This is a genomic window from Seohaeicola saemankumensis (assembly GCF_021021435.1).
Lineage (GTDB): Bacteria > Pseudomonadota > Alphaproteobacteria > Rhodobacterales > Rhodobacteraceae > Seohaeicola.
This window is the reverse complement of record NZ_JAINWI010000020.1, coordinates 17,097-35,696: the sequence shown is the minus strand read 5'-3', so window position 1 is coordinate 35,696 and position 18,600 is coordinate 17,097. Positions and strand designations below refer to the sequence as shown.

21 protein-coding genes are annotated in these 18,600 nt (G+C 62.3%); 16 read left to right on the top strand and 5 right to left on the bottom strand.

Features of this window, described 5'->3' with window-relative positions:
* Positions 1-14: 14 nt before the first annotated feature.
* From K7H22_RS17620 to K7H22_RS17590, 7 genes are all read left to right on the top strand, one after another.
* The gene (locus K7H22_RS17620) at positions 15-1,061 is read left to right on the top strand and encodes an aldo/keto reductase (RefSeq protein ID WP_230802160.1); all 1,047 of its coding nucleotides are present in this window, start codon (positions 15-17) and stop codon (positions 1,059-1,061) included.
* Positions 1,062-1,111: 50 nt separating this feature from the next.
* Entirely contained in the window at positions 1,112-1,966 is an 855-nt protein-coding gene (locus tag K7H22_RS17615) for a helix-turn-helix domain-containing protein (protein WP_230802159.1), read from the top strand.
* A complete protein-coding gene (locus K7H22_RS17610) occupies positions 1,963-2,973 on the top strand; it encodes an ArsJ-associated glyceraldehyde-3-phosphate dehydrogenase (protein WP_230802158.1) in 1,011 nt (336 codons plus the stop codon). The genes K7H22_RS17615 and K7H22_RS17610 overlap by 4 nt, the downstream gene beginning before the upstream one ends.
* Before the next feature lie 2 nt (positions 2,974-2,975).
* Complete coding sequence (arsJ, locus tag K7H22_RS17605; RefSeq protein ID WP_330165863.1) at positions 2,976-4,229, top strand: organoarsenical effux MFS transporter ArsJ; 1,254 nt, start codon at positions 2,976-2,978, stop codon at positions 4,227-4,229.
* Positions 4,230-4,330: 101 nt separating this feature from the next.
* A complete protein-coding gene (locus tag K7H22_RS17600) occupies positions 4,331-5,245 on the top strand; it encodes a 3-keto-5-aminohexanoate cleavage protein (RefSeq protein WP_230802157.1) in 915 nt (304 codons plus the stop codon).
* Positions 5,242-5,757 carry a lipocalin family protein gene (locus tag K7H22_RS17595; RefSeq protein WP_230802156.1) on the top strand — a complete coding sequence of 172 codons (516 nt, stop codon included), beginning with the start codon at positions 5,242-5,244 and terminating at the stop codon, positions 5,755-5,757. The genes K7H22_RS17600 and K7H22_RS17595 overlap by 4 nt, the downstream gene beginning before the upstream one ends.
* On the top strand, positions 5,757-7,256 hold the full coding sequence (locus tag K7H22_RS17590; RefSeq protein WP_230802155.1) for a carnitine 3-dehydrogenase: 1,500 nt from the start codon (positions 5,757-5,759) through the stop codon (positions 7,254-7,256). The genes K7H22_RS17595 and K7H22_RS17590 overlap by 1 nt, the downstream gene beginning before the upstream one ends.
* A 38-nt stretch (positions 7,257-7,294) precedes the next feature.
* Here the strand turns inward: K7H22_RS17590 and K7H22_RS17585 are convergent, their stop codons facing one another.
* Complete coding sequence (locus K7H22_RS17585) at positions 7,295-8,155, bottom strand: helix-turn-helix domain-containing protein (RefSeq protein WP_230802154.1); 861 nt, start codon at positions 8,153-8,155, stop codon at positions 7,295-7,297.
* A 104-nt stretch (positions 8,156-8,259) separates the two neighbouring features.
* Between K7H22_RS17585 and K7H22_RS17580 the strand changes: the two genes are divergently transcribed.
* Both K7H22_RS17580 and K7H22_RS17575 read left to right on the top strand, forming a co-directional pair.
* Positions 8,260-9,174, top strand: a complete 915-nt coding sequence (locus K7H22_RS17580) for a fatty acid desaturase (protein WP_230802153.1) — start codon at positions 8,260-8,262, stop codon at positions 9,172-9,174.
* A gap of 21 nt (positions 9,175-9,195) precedes the next feature.
* The gene (locus K7H22_RS17575; RefSeq protein ID WP_230802152.1) at positions 9,196-10,098 is read left to right on the top strand and encodes a DMT family transporter; all 903 of its coding nucleotides are present in this window, start codon (positions 9,196-9,198) and stop codon (positions 10,096-10,098) included.
* Here K7H22_RS17575 and K7H22_RS17570 read toward each other — a convergent pair.
* Both K7H22_RS17570 and K7H22_RS17565 read right to left on the bottom strand, forming a co-directional pair.
* Positions 10,061-10,765, bottom strand: a complete 705-nt coding sequence (locus K7H22_RS17570) for an NUDIX hydrolase (RefSeq protein WP_230802151.1) — start codon at positions 10,763-10,765, stop codon at positions 10,061-10,063. The two genes, K7H22_RS17575 and K7H22_RS17570, sit on opposite strands and share 38 nt — an antisense overlap.
* A 24-nt stretch (positions 10,766-10,789) precedes the next feature.
* Positions 10,790-11,218 (bottom strand): DUF983 domain-containing protein, encoded by a 429-nt coding sequence (locus K7H22_RS17565; RefSeq protein ID WP_419248193.1) that lies wholly within the window; start codon positions 11,216-11,218, stop codon positions 10,790-10,792.
* 195 nt (positions 11,219-11,413) lie between these two features.
* Between K7H22_RS17565 and K7H22_RS17560 the strand changes: the two genes are divergently transcribed.
* The 4 genes from K7H22_RS17560 to K7H22_RS17545 all read left to right on the top strand — a co-directional run bounded on the left by K7H22_RS17560 (position 11,414) and on the right by K7H22_RS17545 (position 13,582).
* The gene (locus tag K7H22_RS17560) at positions 11,414-11,953 is read left to right on the top strand and encodes an EF-hand domain-containing protein (RefSeq protein ID WP_230802150.1); all 540 of its coding nucleotides are present in this window, start codon (positions 11,414-11,416) and stop codon (positions 11,951-11,953) included.
* A 120-nt stretch (positions 11,954-12,073) separates the two neighbouring features.
* The gene (locus tag K7H22_RS17555; RefSeq protein WP_230802149.1) at positions 12,074-12,658 is read left to right on the top strand and encodes an RNA polymerase sigma factor; all 585 of its coding nucleotides are present in this window, start codon (positions 12,074-12,076) and stop codon (positions 12,656-12,658) included.
* Positions 12,651-13,046 carry a hypothetical protein gene (locus K7H22_RS17550; RefSeq protein WP_230802148.1) on the top strand — a complete coding sequence of 132 codons (396 nt, stop codon included), beginning with the start codon at positions 12,651-12,653 and terminating at the stop codon, positions 13,044-13,046. The genes K7H22_RS17555 and K7H22_RS17550 overlap by 8 nt, the downstream gene beginning before the upstream one ends.
* 2 nt (positions 13,047-13,048) lie before the next feature.
* Positions 13,049-13,582 carry a periplasmic heavy metal sensor gene (locus K7H22_RS17545; protein WP_230802147.1) on the top strand — a complete coding sequence of 178 codons (534 nt, stop codon included), beginning with the start codon at positions 13,049-13,051 and terminating at the stop codon, positions 13,580-13,582.
* A gap of 25 nt (positions 13,583-13,607) precedes the next feature.
* Here the strand turns inward: K7H22_RS17545 and K7H22_RS17540 are convergent, their stop codons facing one another.
* Entirely contained in the window at positions 13,608-15,095 is a 1,488-nt protein-coding gene (locus K7H22_RS17540) for a diguanylate cyclase (RefSeq protein WP_230802146.1), read from the bottom strand.
* 99 nt (positions 15,096-15,194) lie between these two features.
* Between K7H22_RS17540 and K7H22_RS17535 the strand changes: the two genes are divergently transcribed.
* Positions 15,195-15,479 (top strand): DUF3572 domain-containing protein, encoded by a 285-nt coding sequence (locus tag K7H22_RS17535; RefSeq protein ID WP_230802145.1) that lies wholly within the window; start codon positions 15,195-15,197, stop codon positions 15,477-15,479.
* An 18-nt stretch (positions 15,480-15,497) separates the two neighbouring features.
* Here K7H22_RS17535 and K7H22_RS17530 read toward each other — a convergent pair whose 3' ends face one another.
* Positions 15,498-15,992 (bottom strand): MarR family winged helix-turn-helix transcriptional regulator, encoded by a 495-nt coding sequence (locus K7H22_RS17530; protein ID WP_230802144.1) that lies wholly within the window; start codon positions 15,990-15,992, stop codon positions 15,498-15,500.
* Between the two features lie 81 nt (positions 15,993-16,073).
* Here K7H22_RS17530 and K7H22_RS17525 point away from each other — a divergent pair, with 81 nt between their 5' ends.
* On the top strand, positions 16,074-16,775 hold the full coding sequence (locus K7H22_RS17525) for an HAD family hydrolase (RefSeq protein ID WP_230802143.1): 702 nt from the start codon (positions 16,074-16,076) through the stop codon (positions 16,773-16,775).
* A gap of 119 nt (positions 16,776-16,894) precedes the next feature.
* A complete protein-coding gene (locus K7H22_RS17520) occupies positions 16,895-18,454 on the top strand; it encodes a trimethylamine methyltransferase family protein (RefSeq protein WP_230802142.1) in 1,560 nt (519 codons plus the stop codon).
* The last annotated feature ends 146 nt before the right edge of the window (positions 18,455-18,600 follow it).

The window sequence follows — 18,600 nt, the reverse complement described above, 5'->3', positions numbered from 1 at the left end:
CAGGAGACACAGAAATGAAAATGAACCCGCTTGGCCGCACCGGCCTGATGGTCAGCGAATTGTGCCTTGGTACAATGACATGGGGCACCCAGACGCCGCAGACGGACGCCCATCGCCAGATCGAGACCGCGCTGGATCACGGGATCAATTTCATCGACACGGCGGAAATGTATCCCGTGAACCCCATTGCCAAGGACACCATCGGCCTCACCGAAGAGGTGATCGGCCACTGGCAAGCGGCGAACCCGTCGCGGCGCGACGACTATATTCTTGCCACCAAGCATAGCGGCGCGGGGATGGCCCATGCGCGGGAAGGCGCGCCGATCAGTTCGGCCACGATTCCGGCCGCGATCGAAGGCTCGCTCAAGCGGCTCAAGACCGATGTGATCGACCTTTACCAGTTCCACTGGCCCAATCGCGGCTCCTACATGTTCCGGCGTAACTGGGGCTATGATCCGTCGTCGCAGCACCGTGCAGACACCATCGCCCACATGGAAGATGCATTGGAGGCGCTCCAACGCGAGGTCGACAAGGGCAATATCCGCCATTTCGGTCTTTCCAATGAAAGCGCTTGGGGCACAACCCAATGGGCGCGGATCGCCGAGGAAAAGGGCTGGCCGCGCGTGGCCTCGATCCAGAACGAATATTCGCTGATGTGCCGGATGTTCGATACCGATCTGGCCGAGGTCACGGCTAACGAGGATGTGGGGCTGCTGGCATTCTCGCCTCTGGCGGCCGGATTGCTGACGGGCAAGTATCAAGGTGACACCATCCCCGATGGTTCGCGCCGCAGTCTTACCTCCGATTTGGGCGGGCGGATCACCGAACGCGCCTTTGTTGCTGTGCAGGCCTATCTGGATCTGGCGGCAGAATTCGATCTGGACCCTGTGCATATGGCGCTGGCCTGGTGCGCCTCGCGGCCTTTCATGACATCGGTGATCTTCGGTGCCAGCACACATTCGCAGCTTGATCAGATTCTGGCGGGCGCGGGACTGGTCATGCCCGACGGTCTGGCAGACAGGATCGACAGCCTGCACCGCGCGCATCCCATGCCCTATTAAGGGGTTACGAATCGTCTTGATTGTATCCATATTTCCGGTATTTAGGAAATATGGATACAAATCTTGCCATCACTGCCTTTTCCGTGCTCGGCCATGCCGGACGTTTGTCGGTTTTCCGCTTGCTGATGCGCCATGCGCCGCAAGGCGTGCGCCCGACCGAGATTGCCGAGGTCCTGCACCTTAAGCAGAACACGCTGTCGCATTATCTGTCCGATCTGGAACGTGCGGGATTGATCCGCAGCGACAGGCAGGGGCGCTCGCTTTTCTATTCGGTCGATCTGGCGCGCGCGGGTCAGCTTGTTACATTTCTTGTCGAGGATTGCTGCCGCGGGCGGCCGGATATCTGCGCCCAGTTGCCGGCTCACCTGATGGCTTCCTCCCAAGGACAGGAGACAAGAATGTTCAATGTGCTGTTCATCTGCACCAGCAATTCAGCCCGCTCGATCTTTGCCGAGGCTTTGCTGAACGATATGGGGCAAGGACGGTTCCGCGCCTTTTCGGCTGGCACCACCCCGCGCGGCACGCCGCATCCGCGCGCCATCGACCTGCTGTCACGTGCCGGTTTCGAGACATCGGATCTGCGATCCAAGGATCTGTCGGAATTCGAGGGCGCGGATGCACCGCAGATGGATTTCGTTTTTACCGTCTGCGACCGTGCTGCCTCGGAAGAATGCCCGCCATGGCCCGGCCATCCACTTAGTGCGCATTGGGGTATCCCCGATCCTGTCAAGGAAACCGGCAGCGAGGCGGAACAGGCGCTGGCTTTCGCCGTGGCCTTCGACGCGCTGCGCCGCAGGATCGGGGCATTTGTCGCCCTGCCGATGGATGCGCTGGACCGGATTGCCTTGCAGAAAAGTATCGACGAAATCGGCCGCGCGGCCCAGATCACAGGTGAGACCACATGACCCGTATTGCCCTGAACGGATTTGGCCGGATCGGTAAATTGCTGTTGCGTGCGCTGGCGGACAATCCCGCGCAGGGGCAGATTGTCCTGCTCAACGATCCGTCCGGCACGGCGGAACAGCATGCGCTGCTGATGGAATTCGACAGCGTACAAGGTCGCTGGCAAGGCGAAATCGCCTATGACGCCGACAGCTTGACCCTGAACGGGCAGCGTATGCAGGTCACCGCGCATAAGCGGATCGAGGATCTGCCGCTGGCCGCAATGGGCGTGGATCTGGTGCTGGATTGCACCGGCGTGTTCAAGACCGCCGATAAGGTCGCGCCCTATTATGCGGCGGGGGTCAAAAAGGTGATCGTATCCTCGCCCGTCAAGGATGGCGGGGCGCTCAATCTGGTCTACGGGGTCAATCACCACCTTTTCGATCCGGCGCAGCATGATCTGGTAACGGCAGCCAGTTGCACGACGAACTGTCTGGCCCCTGTGGTCAAGGTTCTGCATGAGACACTGGGCATAAGGCACGGATCAATCACGACAATCCATGATGTCACCAATACGCAGACGATTGTGGATCGTCCCGCCAAGGATATGCGTCGCGCAAGGTCCGCGCTGATGAACCTGATCCCGACGACAACTGGCAGCGCCACGGCGATCACACTGATCTATCCGGAACTCAAGGGCCGTTTGAACGGACATGCAGTGCGCGTGCCGCTGCTGAATGCCTCGATCACCGATTGCGTTTTCGAGGTCGAGCGCGCCACGACCGCCGAGGAGGTGAACGCGCTGTTCAAAGCCGCGTCCGAGGATAAGCTGAAGGGCATTCTGGGCTATGAAGCGCGCCCGCTGGTGTCCTGCGATTATCGCGGCGATCCGCGCTCGGCGATTATTGATGCGCCATCCACGATGGTAATCAATGGCACGCAGGTCAAAATCTACGCTTGGTATGACAATGAATGGGGCTATACCTGCCGTATGGCCGATATCGCCCGCATGGTCGCAGAGGCGATGTGAGCGTGACCGAAAAAGCCGCTCCCGACGGTTTGCGCGCCTATGTAACGGTGACGGCGGCCTATTGGGCTTTCATGCTGTCGGACGGGGCGCTCAGGATGCTGGTGCTGCTGCATTTCAACAGCCTCGGTTTCAGCCCTGTGCAACTGGCATGGCTGTTTCTGCTCTACGAGGTGGCAGGCATCGTCACCAGCCTGTCGGCAGGCTGGATTGCTGCGCGTTTCGGTCTGACGGTGACGCTTTATGCGGGTCTGGCCATCCAGATCGCGGCGCTGGCGGCGCTGGCCCAGCTTGATCCAAGCTGGAGTGTTGCTGCCTCGGTTGCTTTTGTCATGGCGGTGCAAGGGGCATCGGGTGTGGCCAAGGATCTGTCCAAGATGGCGTCGAAATCGGCGGTCAAGGTCTTGGCCCCCAAAGAGGATGGCGGGTTGTTCCGCTGGGTGGCGCTGCTGACCGGATCGAAAAACGCGGTCAAGGGGGGCGGCTTTTTTCTGGGGGCGGCCTTGCTGGGATGGGTGGGCTTTGTTCCGGCGGTCTGGGCGATTGCGGCTGTGCTGCTGACGATCCTGATCGCGGTTGCCTTGTTCATGCCCGCAGGTCTGCCCGCAGGGCGCAAGGACGCTAAATTCTCGCAGGTCTGGTCCAAAGACAGGCGGATCAACCGGCTTTCACTGGCAAGGATGTTCCTGTTCGGGGCGCGCGATGTGTGGTTTGTGGTGGGAATCCCGATCTATTTCCAGTCCGTCCTGTCCGATGGCACCCCCGAGGGCGCAAGGGCCGCGTTCTTCCTGATCGGCGGTTTTATGGCGCTGTGGATCATCGCTTACGGGGCCGTGCAGGCCAATGCGCCAAGCCTGTTGCGGGCCGCGACCAAACCGGAAGAGCAGATCGTGGCGCAGGCGATCAGATGGGCGGGACTGCTGGTGCCGATTCCGTTGGTGCTGGCGGGGCTCGCCTGGCTGGCGGGCACGCCTGCCGACTGGCTAACGCTGACCCTTGTGGCGGGGCTGCTGGCCTTCGGTTTTGTCTTCGCGATCAACTCGGCGGTGCATTCCTATCTGATCCTTGCTTTTACCAGTGCCGAGCGCGTGACAATGGATGTGGGTTTCTACTACATGTCCAACGCGGCAGGGCGGTTGTTGGGCACGCTGCTATCCGGCCTGTCCTACCAGATCGGGGGCGTTCCCTTGTGTCTTGGCACGGCCGGCGTAATGGCGGCGGCAAGCTGGTGGGCGGTGCGGCGGTTGAAAATGCCTTGACACATATCGCCTTGGCAAGGGGCTTGCACCGCCTGCCCGCAGCCCCTTAGGTTGCGGCGAACCAGGGGTGTTTGCAGCCTCCGGCCAGACAGGAGCCATCCATGCCGCTTGCCATGACCCGCGAGGTTTTCATCACCTGTGCCGTAACCGGATCGGGGGCAACGCAGGATCGCAGCCCGCATGTCCCGCGCAGCCCGCGCCAGATTGCTGACAGCGCGATTGATGCCGCCCGTGCAGGTGCCGCTGTCGTGCATTGCCATGTGCGCGATCCCGACAGCGGCGCGCCGTCGCGCAGGTTGGATCTTTACCGTGAGGTAACAGACCTGATCCGCGCCGCGGATGTCGATGTCGTGCTGAACCTGACCGCTGGGATGGGCGGCGATATCGTGTTCGGCGGCACGGACGCGCCGTTTCCGCTGGCGGCGGGCACCGACATGGTCGGTGCGGCAGAACGGGTCGCCCATATCGCGCAATGCCTGCCCGAGATTTGCACGCTGGATTGCGGCACGATGAATTTCGCCGAAGCCGATTACGTCATGACCAACACGCCCGGGATGCTGCGGGCCATGGGCCGGATGATGACCGATCTGGGTGTGAAGCCGGAGATCGAGGCCTTTGACACCGGCCATCTGTGGCTGGCCAAGCAATTGGTATCCGAGGGCATTCTGGATGCCCCGGCCCTTGTGCAGCTTTGCATGGGCGTGCCGTGGGGCGCGCCCGATGACCTGAACACGTTCATGGCGATGGTGAACAACGTCCCCGAGGACTGGACCTTTTCCGCCTTCTCGCTGGGGCGCAACCAGATGGCTTATGCCGCTGCTGCCGTGCTGGCAGGGGGGCATGTGCGCGTTGGGCTTGAGGATAACCTCTGGCTGGACAAGGGTGCACTGGCCACCAACGCGCAATTGGTCGAGCGGGCGGTGGGGATCGTCGAGCGCATGGGCGCCAGGGTGATGACCCCTGCCGAACTGCGCGCGAAACTGGGGCTGGTCAAGCGCGCGCCGGTGGGCGCATGAGGGGAATTCTCGCGTTTGGCCTTCTTGCGGTCCTGACCGCGCTGCTGGCCTGCACAGCCCCTGTGGCCGAACGGGGGTTCCGTGATCCGTCAGCGCCTTTCGCCTCGATCTCGCGTTTCGAGATTCCGCGTTTTCTGGGGGAATGGGTGCGGGTTGCCGAATTCATGCAATCCGGTCAGGGGATTACGCCACAAACGCATCTCTACCGTCTTGCCACGACAGGACAACTGGTCGCCGACATAACAGAGGCAGATGGCGTGACGCGGCGGCAGGTCTATGATCAGCCAGCGCCGGGGCGGTTGCGCGCTACGGGCAGCGAGGCGCAGGCCGAGGAGCTATGGGTGCTCTGGGTGGATGAAGGGTTCCGCACGGCTGTTCTGGGAACGCCCTCGGGATCGCGTGCTTTCATTCTGGACCGCAGCGCCACACCCGCGCCTGACAGGTTGCGCGCCGCGCGCGAAATCCTGAATTGGTACGGATACGATTTGGCGCAACTCGAAGGGGCGATGTAATGGTGGATCAGCACGACCAGCGCGGCACGGCCGCGATTATTGGCGGGGGCGTGATTGGCGGTGGCTGGGCCGCACGCTTTTTGCTGAATGGCTGGGATGTGCGGGTCTTCGACCCAGATCCCGAGGCCGAGCGCAAGATCAACCATGTGCTGGACAATGCCCGACTCGCTCTGCCCGGACTAGGCAATGTGGCCTTGCCGCCAGAGGGCAGATTGAGCTTTCATACAACCCTGTCCGATGCGGTGGCGGGCGCAAGCTGGATACAGGAAAGCGTGCCCGAACGGCTGGACCTCAAACGCAAGGTGTTCCAGACTCTGCAAACCCATTGCGCGCGGGATGCGATTATCGGCTCGTCCACATCGGGTTTCAAACCGTCCGAGTTGCAGGGATGCGCCACGCGGCCCGAACAGATCGTGGTGACCCATCCGTTCAACCCTGTCTATCTGTTGCCGCTGGTCGAACTGGTTACAACAGAGGCGAACCCCGAGGATATGACAGCCCGCGCCCGTGCGATCCTGTCCTCGCTGGGCATGATGCCTCTGCATCTGCGGCGCGAGATCGACGCCCATATCGCAGACCGACTGTTGGAAGCCGTCTGGCGGGAGGCGCTGTGGCTGGTGCGCGACGGGATCGCCACAACGGAAGAGATCGACAACGCGATCCGCTACGGCTTTGGTCTGCGCTGGGCGCAGATGGGTCTGTTCGAGACCTACCGTATCGCAGGCGGCGAGGCCGGTATGCGCCATTTCATCGCCCAGTTCGGCCCCTGCCTGCAATGGCCCTGGACCAAGCTGACCGATGTGCCCGACCTGACCGATGAATTGATCGACAGGGTCGCAGACCAGTCCGATACACAATCGGGCATGCACACGATCCGCGAGTTGGAGCGTATCCGCGACCGCAATATGGTGGGGATCATGCGGAGTCTGGCTGAAAGGGACTGGGGCGCGGGTGCCCTCCAGAATGCCCATGATGCCAGCCGCGAGGCGGCATCGGGTCTGGTGCGGCGGCTGGACGATCTGGCTGACCTGACACAACCGCTGCTGACAGTGGCGCGGGCTGTGCCTCTGGACTGGCTGGATTACAATGGCCACATGACCGAGGCCCGCTATTTGCACGCCTTCGGCAATGCGACCGACCGGGTGATGGAAATAGTGGGCTGCGATGCGGCCTATATCGCGGCAGGTGGTAGTTTTTTCACGGTCGAGACGCATATCCGCCATCTGGACGAAGTGACAGCAGGGGCCGCGCTGGAGATCCGCACCACGCTGCTATCCGCGACGGGAAAGCGGATGCAGCTTTGGCACGAGATGCGATCGGGCGCGCGTGTGCTGGCCACGGCAGAGCATATGCTGGTCCATGTCGATCTGGGCACGCGTCGCGCCAGTGATCCGGCCCCGCAGATCAGGGCGGCTCTGGACAGGCTGGCGCAGGCCCATGCCGCGCTGGACCGGCCCCAAGGGATGGGCCGTGCCGTGGGTGATCCGCGTCAGAGTTAGAGTTCGCATGTGTCTGGCAAGATGAAGCGCTGCTGTGGTCAAACGATGCCGGCGCGTAACTTGCCAAGGTATGCGGGCAGGTCGCGCGGGGAAATTGCGGCCTCGCGCACCAGATGGTCGAAATGGCGGGTGAAGGCTTGAACCCTTTCGCTATCGCGGAAGGCTACGTAATTGCGCCCGACATAGAGAACGGCCAGAAGCGGGCCGAAAATCGTGATGGGCGCCGAATAGACGCGGCGCGCATCGAAGAGATAAAGCCGCAGGCCGGGGTAGTACTGATCATGCAGGGACTGGAACCTGTCGATCTGTTCCATCCGCAACTCCTCCGCGAGGCCGCTGTAATAGCCGGTGCCGCAGGCAAAGCTGTCCATCTCATGCAAGGGCAGGGCGATCTCGTAATCCGAATGCGCCCCCCGCATCCAGTTCAGTCGGTCCTGAGAGGCATTGATCGCCTGTGTCGTGGTGCGCCCCAGATGGGGGCTATATTCCCATTCCAGCAGGCTTTGGGTCTTGAGCATGTCGGGCAATGCAGCGGGCACATGGCGGATTTTGTAACCCGCAGCCTCGCGGTGCCAGCTGAAAATCTGTTCGTCCACTAGCGCGCGGGGGGCCTCGGTCAGCGATAGCGATGTCGCCATCAGATCGGCGGCACTTTCGGGCCTGTCCGACAAGGATAGCAGCCAATCGGCCGAGACACCCAGCGCCGCCGCGCATTCGCCGACGACTTGTGCATTGGGCAAGCGCGCCCCGTCACCGCCCAGAAGTTGCGACAGGGTCGAGCGGTCAACGCCGATCTGACGGGCCAGCGCGCTCTGGCTGAGATGTTTCGCGTCCATCGCCGTGGCAAGGCGCTGGCGGAACTGGATCGCACGTTGTCGTTTGTCGATAATTTGTCGCATACGGTGATAACTATCACAGTTGTCGTCTTTTGTTAATCATATTCAGAATTCACACAGACAGCGGCGCGCAGTACCGCTGAAGCGCACACTCACCGTAGGTAAAAATGGAAATTGCCCCGCGCCCGGTTTTGCCGAAACCTGTGGAATGGCCGACACTTGGTCTGTTGAGCCTGTGCTATCTTGTCTGGGGAATTGGCACGACATGGGCCGCTGTCTGGTTCCTGCCCTTGGGCATGCTGATGGTGACGCTGGCGGCGGTGTTGCATTCCTCGCTTTGCCACGAGGCGCTGCACGGGCATCCCTTCCAGCGCCGTATCCTGAACGAGGCGCTGGTCTTTCCGGCGCTGTCCCTGTGCATCCCCTATCAGCGGTTCCGCGATACCCATCTGGCGCATCACACGGATTCGATCCTGACCGATCCCTATGACGATCCGGAAAGCAATTATCTGGATCAGGGCGTCTGGAACCGCCTGTCGCCGCTGAAACAGGCAGTGCTGAACTTGAACAACAGGCTGGTGGGGCGGCTTCTGATCGGACCGATGATCGGGCAGGTGGCGTTCATGGTATCGGACTGGCGCGCGATCCGTGCGGGTGACAAGCGCGTTCTGGCGGGTTGGTTGTGGCATCTTCCGGCGCTGGCGCTGGTGGTATGGTGGATGGTCGCACTGGGGCAAATGCCGGTCTGGGCGTTTGTGTTGTCCAGCTACGCCGCGTTGTCGATCCTGAAGATCCGCACCTTTCTGGAGCATCAGGCCCATGCGCGCGCGCGTGGGCGAACCGTGATCATCGAGGATCGCGGATTGCTGGCTTTTCTGTTTCTGAACAACAACCTGCATGTCGTGCACCACATGCATCCCAAACTGCCTTGGTACCGGCTGCCGGCTTTGTATTTCCCCAATCGCGCCCGCTATCTGGCGCGCAATGACGGCTATATGTTCGCCTCCTATGCCGAGGTGTTCCGCCGCTACCTGTTCAAGGCCAAAGACCCTGTACCGCATCCCCTCTGGCGTCGCCCGTGATTTGAGGGCATGAGTGCGCCCATGGAAACATGGGTCATCGCCACCATCCTTGCCGCCGCCTTCCAGACAGCGCGCTTCATGCTGCAAAAGCAGCTCAGCATGGGGGCTTTGTCGACGGCAGGGGCGACATTCGCGCGCTTTGTCTATTCGGCCCCGCTGGTTTTGCTGCTGGTTGCCGTCTATCTTGGCACCCAAGGGCTGGCTTTGCCCGCGTTCAGCGGTCTTTTCTGGGCCTATGCGTTGACCGGCGGGCTGGCGCAGATACTGGCAACCGTCTGTGTTGTCGCGCTGTTCCGCCAGCGCAATTTCGCGGTCGGCATCACCTTCAAAAAGACCGAGGTTGTCCAGACAGCGCTTGTCGGGCTTGTCGTGCTGGGCGAGGGGGTCAGTGCCGCAGGTCTTGCTGCGATTCTGGTGGGGCTGGTAGGCGTGTTGTTCTTGTCGGGCACACCGGGTCTGACCGGCAATCTGTGGCAGCGAATTGCGACGCGTGCGGCAGGGCTTGGTCTGCTGTCGGGTATCCTTTTCGCCATTTCGGGGGTTACCTATCGTGGGGCTTCGCTGGAACTGGGAAGCGACGATCCTTTCTTGCGCGCCATGGTCACACTTGGCGCGGTGACGGCTTCACAGACCATGGCCATGATCCTGTGGTTACACTGGCGCGAGCCGGGACAGATCGGGGCGGTGATCGCAGCGCGGCGTCGCGCGGTCTGGATCGGCCTCACCTCGATGGCGGGAAGCCTGTGCTGGTTCACGGCCTTCACCTTGCAGAACGCGGCCTATGTCAATGCGGTCGGACAGGTCGAGCTGATCTTCTCGCTGGCGGCTTCGGTGTTGTTTTTCAACGAAAAACTCACCCGCCGCGAGGCGGCAGGGATTGCACTGCTCAGTGCGAGCGTCCTGTCATTGGTCCTAATCCTTTAAGGCGCAGGAACAGGCTTTCCTCCTCAGAATTCTTGAAGAAGGGCACGCTTGCGGGCGGTTCCGTGTCGCGTGCACGCGCTGCGACCTCTGCCAGAACTACCTCGGTGATGAAGGGCAGATCGAATTCGCGCACGCGCGGCAGCGGTATCCATTGCAGATGCGAAAGCTCGTCACAGGCGGCGCCGAAATCGTCAGGATCGCTGGCCAGATCATCGGCATCGACCAGAAAGAACCGAGCGTCGAAACGTCGTGGCCGGCCCGGTGGGGTAATCGCACGGAAGACGAATTGCAGCGGATGGGCAGCAGGCATATGGCCGGTCGCCGCGAAGGTCTGCCAGTCGGGCGGCGGGCTGGTCCAAAGGCCCTTGGCCCCCAGCACAAGGCCCGTTTCCTCCCAAAGTTCGCGGATGGCGGCGGCGGCCAGCGCATTGGCCAGATCGGGCGGCGCATCATCGCACAGACGGCCCGCGCAAAGATCGGGCAGGGGTGTGACCAGCGGCACCGATCGGTCCGCATCATCGACAGCTCCGCCCGGAAAGACGAATTTATCGGGCATGAACGCGGCGGTTGATCCGCGTTGACCCATCAGGACATGCGGATCGTCATGGCGGTTACGCAGCACGATCACAGTCGAGGCGTTGCGGATTGCAGTCTTGTCGATGTTCATGTCGTTCCCTTCATACCGAAAGGATCACGCGGCCTTGGCGAACCCGTACATCAGGCGCGCCCATTGCAGGCCGACGATTGCCCCTTTCAATCTGGGCAGAAGGTAGAGCGAGAGAACGACAGAGCCAAGGGCGAAGATTGTAAACAGGATCAGCGGTTCGGGGCGGAAGGTCTCGAACACGATCAAAAGCAGGGGGGCCATGATATGGCCGACCAGAAGGATCGTCAGATAGGCAGGGCCGTCATCCGCGCGGTGGTGATAGAACTCCTCGCGGCAGACGGGGCAGGATTTCCGCACGGTCAGATAGCCGCTCAGCAGGGGGCCGCTGCCGCAATTGGGGCATTTGCCGCACCAGCCTTTGCGCATGGCGGGCCAGTTTGCGCGCATCGTTCCGGACGGGGCGGTGTCGGTATCCGTCGTGTCGTCGGCAAGGGAGGGGTTGGAATCGCGCATAGGTGCCTCTGGGTTGGTCAAGGTCGCAACATCCGTGAAATCGGGGGCGGATGAAAGGGTGGAAGCTGTTGCCGCGTCCTCATGTCGCGAAAATTGCGGTGGGCCGCGACGGAACGCGCAACGGCCTGCGTATCACATCCAGAACACGGGCAAGAAGCCGGTGCTTCACAAGACAACCAAACTGGAGAGACCACTATGAAACGTGCCGTTCTGATTTCTGGGCTTACCGCCCTTGCGCTGGCGGGCACCGCTGCTGTCGGCATCGCCGCATCCCATGGCAATGCCGGAATGGGCCACCATGCAATGGGGGGGCACGTGATGGGCGAGCGTGGCGCGATGCTGAATTTTGACGAGTTGGATGCCGACTCTGATGGCAAGATCACAGCCGAAGAGATGCAGGCCCATGCAAGCCTGCGTTTTGATGCGGCCGATGCAAACAGCGACGGGTTCGTCGATGTGGCCGAGTTACAGGCCCAAATGCAGGCGCAGGCCACCGCACGGATGCAGGACCGCAGCGCCCGCATGATCGAACGGATGGATGCCGACAAGGATGGTAAGCTGTCGCCCGAGGAGATGCAGGCAGGGCCGCGCGGTGGTGACCGTTTCGCGCGGATGCTCAACCGCGTGGACACCGACGGCGATGGTGCCATCTCGCGCGAGGAGATGGAATCGGCCCGTGCCGCATGGGCCGAACGCGGCCCGCGTGGCGATCGTCCGGTACCCAAGGCGGACTGATCCGTTCGGGTGATGGACCGGGGCGGTCGGGCAGGGCCGCCCCAAACACATGAACGGCAAGGCAGTTCTTCTGCACAATGAATTGCCGAAACAAGCCGGACAGGATAGGCCAAAGGGACAATGCACATGCCTTTTGATGCCCGATCGGAAGACCCTGACGACCTGCTGCTCAGACGCTTTGCCGCGGGTGATGCAGCGGCGGCGCGTGAATTGACGCTGCGTCTGACACCGCGGGTCTTCGGCCACGCGCTGCGTCTGCTGGGCGACAGGGCCGAGGCCGAGGATGTCGCGCAGGAGGCTTTGCTGAGATTGTGGCGGATCGCGCCCGACTGGCGCGAGGGTGAGGCCAGAATCACGACATGGCTTTACCGTGTGACGGCCAATCTGGCGACAGACCGTCTGCGCAAACGGCGTGGCGTGGCGCTCGATTCGGTGCCCGAGCCGGAAGACGGGGCGCCAAGCGCCATGCAGGCCATGCAGGATGAAAGCCGCGCACAAGCCTTGCAGCAGGCGCTGGACGGCTTGCCGGAACGGCAGCGACAGGCGGTCGTGCTGCGTCATATCGAAGGTTTGGGCAATCCCGAGATCGCCCAGATCATGGACATCAGCGCCGAGGCGGTCGAAAGTCTGGTCGCGCGGGGCAAACGTGCGCTTGCGGCGGTCTTGACCGGACGGCGGGCAGAATTGGGGTATCGCGATGAGTAACCGAAATCACGACCGGAACGATGATGCAGAGCTTGATCTGTTCTTTGACGCCGCGCAACGCGACCGGCCCGATCCGTCTGATGGGTTGATGGCGCGTGTTCTGGCGGATGCACTGGATTCACAGGCGCGACAGGCGCCGCCCGCGCGGGGCGCGCGCCGGACTGTGCCTTTCTGGACGCAATTGCGCGACGCTCTGGGTGGATGGCCTGCCCTTGGCGGGCTGGCCGCGGCGGGGGTGGCTGGTCTGCTCATCGGGTTCAGTGCGCCAGCCGCTCTCGGTGATCTGACCGTTGCAGTGCTGGGCACCACGTCCGAGACCGACAGCTATCTTGTCGATCTGATGCCAGAACTGGACTTTGACATCGCGATGGAGCTGAACGAGGGCTGAGCATGACATATCCGATCGATCCTGAATCCCCCAAACTGCCAGCCCGCGCACCGATGCGCCGCTGGATCAAGGCACTATTGTTTGTCTCGCTGGCCTTGAATCTTGCTGTGGCGGGGCTGGCGGTGGGCGCGGTGCTGCGACATGGCAGCATGAAAGAGCAGCGCCCTTTGCGGGTGGACCAGATGGGCGGGCCTTATACGTCAGCACTCAGCCGCGAGGACCGTCGCGCCATCTGGCGCGAGTTGCGCCGGATGCAGGGCGAGGGGCGACCTGACCGCGCGCAAATCCGTGCCGACTTCGACACGGTGGTGCAGGCGCTGCGCGCCGATCCGTTCGATCCCGCCCAAGTGCGTGCGATCATGGACCGTCAGTTCGCCGCAGGTATCGCACGGCAGGAGACCGGCCAGTCGCTGTTGCTGGCGCGGATCGAGACCATGACACAGGCCGAGCGTGCCGCCTTTGCCGACCGTCTGGCCGAGCGGCTGGACAGGTCGCGCGATCAACGCCCGAAGGATCGCACCGACGCTGCCGAGTGACGCATGGCCTGCCTGACCCTTGCGGTCAGGCTGCCGGCTTGCGGATCGTCACCTGATTTCGCCCGCAGGCCTTGGCCTGATAAAGTGCCTGATCGGCCTCGTGCAGCAGACCTTGCACCCTGTCCGACAGCGGCTGGTCATCACAATCATCTGGTGCAAGCCCCATCGCGACGCCGATGCTGAGGGTGACGCCCACTGGCCCGTCCTGACCGGGCAGGTGGAACCCGTCCTGCGCGACTATGCGGCATAACCGGCGCGCCGCGATCCTTGCTTCGGTCCTGTCTGTATCGGGCAGGACGATCAGAAACTCCTCTCCGCCGATGCGGGCGACCATATCGACCGCCCTCAGATTGCCGCGCAAGCGTTGCGCTACCTCGATCAGCACCGCATCGCCTGCAGCATGGCCAAACCTGTCATTGACCGATTTGAAATGGTCCAGATCGGCCAGCATGACAGCAAAGCGTCGCCCGCTTTGCGTGGCGTGTTCTGCCAGTCGCGCCAGATGCGGCAGGGCATAGCGCCTGTTGTAAAGTCCTGTCAGCGGATCGGTCACAGCCGCGCGTAAACCGTCGCGAAGCGTGCTGCGCAACTGGTCGGCCATACGTTTGCGCCTGATCTGCCTGTCCATCCGCATGCTCAGTTCCGCGGGGCTGACACTTCCGCACACCACGTCGCCTGCGCCCAGATCCAGCGCATCTGCGGCAAGCTGGCTGTCCGGCAGGTCCAGCAGTACCATGATCGCGGCGTGTCGTGTTTCGGGATGGGTGCGCAACCCCGAGACAACGCGCAAGGCAGCGGCGGGTTGGTTGCCTGTTTCCACGACGATCACACAAAGATCGGGCATCGCGCCTTGTGTCATCTCGCGCAGGAAACCTTGGCTATCATGGCAGGTGATCTGGCCGACCCTGAATCTGTCAAGCCCTGCCAGCCAAGGCTGCGCGGCTGTTGACTCGCCCGTCAGAATACAGATCCGCGCCAGCGGGGGAAAAGGTGCCTGTGCTTCGGCAAAACCAAGCGCGCGGCTGGTCGTGTCGCGCATATGGGTTTCTTGCGCCGCCTCGCCCACGCGCATCAGGCTGCGCAGCCGCGCTTGCAACATCACGTCGTCCAGCGGATGGGTCAGAACATCCTCGGCCCCTGCATCCAGCGCGGCAAGGCGCAAGGCTGCATTGTTGTCGGGGGCAAGGATCAGCACAGCGGGGCAGGCTGTATCCTCGACCAGTCCGGCATCTGGAAACAGTGTAATCCGGTCCATGCCCGCGCCTGTTTCATGCCCGTTGTCCGTGCCAACAGGGGGCGTGCGCTTCCTGATCCTGCGGCACAGATCAAGACAGTCGCAATCTGGTAAACCCGCGCTGAGCAGAACCAGATCGGGCGTTTGCCGTTCCAGCAGATCAAGCGCCTCAACCGCGCTGGACGCCTGCATCACATCATAGAAGGCTGCTGACAACCGGACCCGCAAAATTATGCGATTTGTCGGAATATCATCCACGATCAAGATTTTGCCAGGCATGGTCCTGCACTTTCACACCGCAGCGGGGCCTTCTTGCCTCCTGCGTCAGGACAGTTTCTATTGCGAGTAGTTAAGAAACCCTTTCCGAAAGCGAGAAAAATGGCAGCCGAACAGGAACGCGCCGAGATGGTGGCTATTCAGGCTCTGGGCTGGATGGCCGGTAACGACGAGGTATTGGGCCAGTTTCTGGGTGCCAGCGGGGCTTCGGTCGATGATCTGCGCAGCGGTGCGGGCGATCCTGCGTTTCTGGGGGGCTTGCTGGATTTCCTGATGCTGGAGGATGCATGGATCACCGCCTTTTGCGACAGTGCGGGCCTGCCCTATGACGCGCCGATGCGTGCGCGGGCGCAACTGCCCGGCGGCGCGCAGATGCATTGGACATAGGCCTGTTTTGTCAGCAGCCTAAAGCGTGTTGAGCAACGCCCCGTCCGCAGGGCGCAGTTTGGCCAGCAGGCGGATCAGTTCCGCCTGTTCCCCCGGTTCAAGGTTTTCGGCCATGATCGCAGCATTGTCGCGCGCAAAAGGGGTGGCTGTCACGATCGCCTCGCAACCTTTCGGGGTCAGTTCGACCCGCCTTGTGCGGCGATCTTCAGTGCCGCTGGAACGGGCCAGCAGGCCGTCCGCCTCCATCTGGCGCAGGGCGCGGCTGGTAGCGGTGCGGTCAATCCCGACAAATTCGGCGATCTCCGAGGGTTGGGAAAGATTCTCGTTTCCGACCGCCAGAAGAACGCACCAGGTTGTGCGCGTCAGGCCAAGCGTTTTCAACTGCTCGTCCAGACGCCGTTCCTGCAGGCGTGCGGCAATAGACAGGTGATAGCCCAACGAGGCGTGCAAACGGTAGGGTGCAGTTTTTTCCATGTCGTCAAGCCACAGGATCAAGGGCAGAAAGTCAAGCATCTGACGCTCTTGTAACTGGCCTGTCATGAAGCCACTTTAGGGCAGGTCTGCAAGGTGGCGGGCCATGTAAGGGAAAGACACATGCGTGTAGACGGGATCATCTTCGACAAGGACGGCACGCTGTTCGATTTTCGGGCGACATGGGATGTCTGGGCGCTGGGTGTCATTACAGATTTGTCGGGTGGTGATCCGGCCCTTGCCCAGCGCATCGCGGATGCGGCGGTATTCGATCTGGCGGCTCGTGCGTTCCTGCCCGACAGTCCGATTATCGCGGGCACCAACCGCGAGGCTGCCCAGGCTATCGGGGCAGCCCTGCCAGAGCGCCCCATTGAAGCGATCGAGGCCTTTCTGAGCGCGCGCGCCGCTGTTGCGCCTTTGGTCCCTGCGGTGCCGCTTGATCCCTACCTTGCGGGACTTGTCGGACGCGGGCTGGCGCTGGGCGTGATCACCAACGACACCGAGGCGGGCGCGCTGGCGCATCTGGGATCGGCGGGCGTGCTGGCGCATTTCGATTTTGTCGCAGGCTTTGACAGCGGGCACGGGGCTAAACCCGACGCGACCCCCTTGCTGGCCTTTTGCCAAAGCACGGGACTTGACCCCGCGCGGGTGGTTATGGTCGGCGACAGCCGCCACGACCTGATCGCGGGGCGCGCGGCAGGTATGCAGACGCTGGGTGTGCTGACCGGCACGGCAGTAACAGCCGATCTAGCCCCGCTCGCCGATGCGGTTCTGCCGGATATCGGCCATATCCCGCGCTGGATCGACGCGCCCGTGCCTGCCTGAACGAGGTCTAAAGCAGCCTTCCGCACCGCATCTGCAAAAAGCGACGTGATCGGTCGCAATCGGAAAGGCGTATTCCGCGCGCCGGTAGTTTGCTGGGGAACAGCAACAGGAGGCCGGTGATGTTGGAAGAGGCGCAGCGCAAGAAACGCAGCGGCGGGCGGGCCGGCAACGCGACACGTCGTGGCACGGCGGTGATCGACCAGATGTCTTGGCGGCTGCCGATCAATACCGACCGGCCGATAGAGCCGCTGCGACCTGAAGGCGTGCAGGCCATCCACGAGGCCGCGATGATCATCCTCGAAGAGATCGGGATCGAGTTCCTGAACCACGAGGCGCTCGGCATCCTGCGCGAGGCCGGGTGCACCGTCACGGGTGAGAATGTCCGCATGGGCCGTGACTTCGTGATGGAGATGGTCGCCCGCGCCCCGCGGCAATGGACGATCACACCGCGCAACCCCGCGCACAAGATCACCATCGGGGGCGAGCATATCCTGTTCGGCAATGTCTCCTCGCCACCCAGCTATTGGGATATGGCGACGGGCCGCAAGATGTCCGGCACGCGCGAGATGTGCCGTGATCTGCTCAAGCTTAGCCAATATTTCAACTGCATCCATTTCATCGGCGGCTATCCGGTGGAACCCGTGGATGTCCATGCGTCGGTTCGGCATCTGGATGTGCTTTATGACACGCTGACCCTGACCGACAAGGTCGCACATGCCTATAGCCTTGGCAAAGAGCGGGTCGAGGATGTGATGGAGATGGTCCGCATCGCAGGCGGGCTGAGCCATGAGGCATTCGACGCCAGCCCGCGGATGTTCACCAACATCAATTCGACCTCGCCCTTGAAGCACGATATGCCGATGCTGGATGGCTGGATGCGGCTGGCACGGCGGGGGCAGGGGTTGGTCGTTACACCCTTCACGCTGGCAGGCGCAATGGCGCCTGTCACGATGGCCGGGGCGGTCGCGCAAAGTTTGGCCGAGGCGCTCTGTGCCATAGCATTGGCGCAATGGATCAGACCGGGGGCGCCTTGCGCGATCGGCACCTTCACCTCGAACGTGGACATGAAATCGGGCGCGCCCGCTTTCGGCACGCCCGAATATATGCGCGCAACCCAGATGACCGGACAACTGGCGCGGTTCTACGGTCTGCCGATGCGGTCATCGGGTGTCTGCGCGGCCAATGTGCCTGACGGACAGTCAATGTGGGAAACCTCGAACAGTCTCTGGGCGGCGGTGCAGTCGGGCACGCATATGGTGTATCACGCGGCAGGCTGGCTGGAGGGCGGGCTGATTGCCAGCCCCGAGAAATTCGTCATGGATTGCGAGGTCTTGCAGCAGATCCAGCGCTATATGGAGCCGGCGACCTTTGGCACCACGCCCGAGGATCTGGCGCTCGAGGCGATCCGCGAGGTTGGTCCGAACGGGCATTTCTTTGGCATCCAGCATACGCAGGACCGTTACGAGAAGGCGTTTTATCAGCCGTTTCTGTCGGATTGGCGCAATTACGAAGCGTGGGATATCGCGGGGGCGGTCTGGACGCATGAGCGCGCACACGGCATCTACCGCCAGATCATGGAGGCGTTCGAGGCCCCGCCGATGGACATCGCGGTGCATGAAGAACTGCTATCTTTCGTCAGCCGCCGCAAGGCCGAGGGCGGCGCGCCGACCGATTTCTGATCCTTGTTTTTGCAAGCCGGGCAGGGGGCATTCGGCCCCCCGCGTTCCATGTGATGGAACGCTCCCCCCGAGGATATTTTACGCAAGAAGACGCGGGTGTTGCGGGTGTAAAACTGTTTCCAATTAAGGATATTGGGTAATTGTTA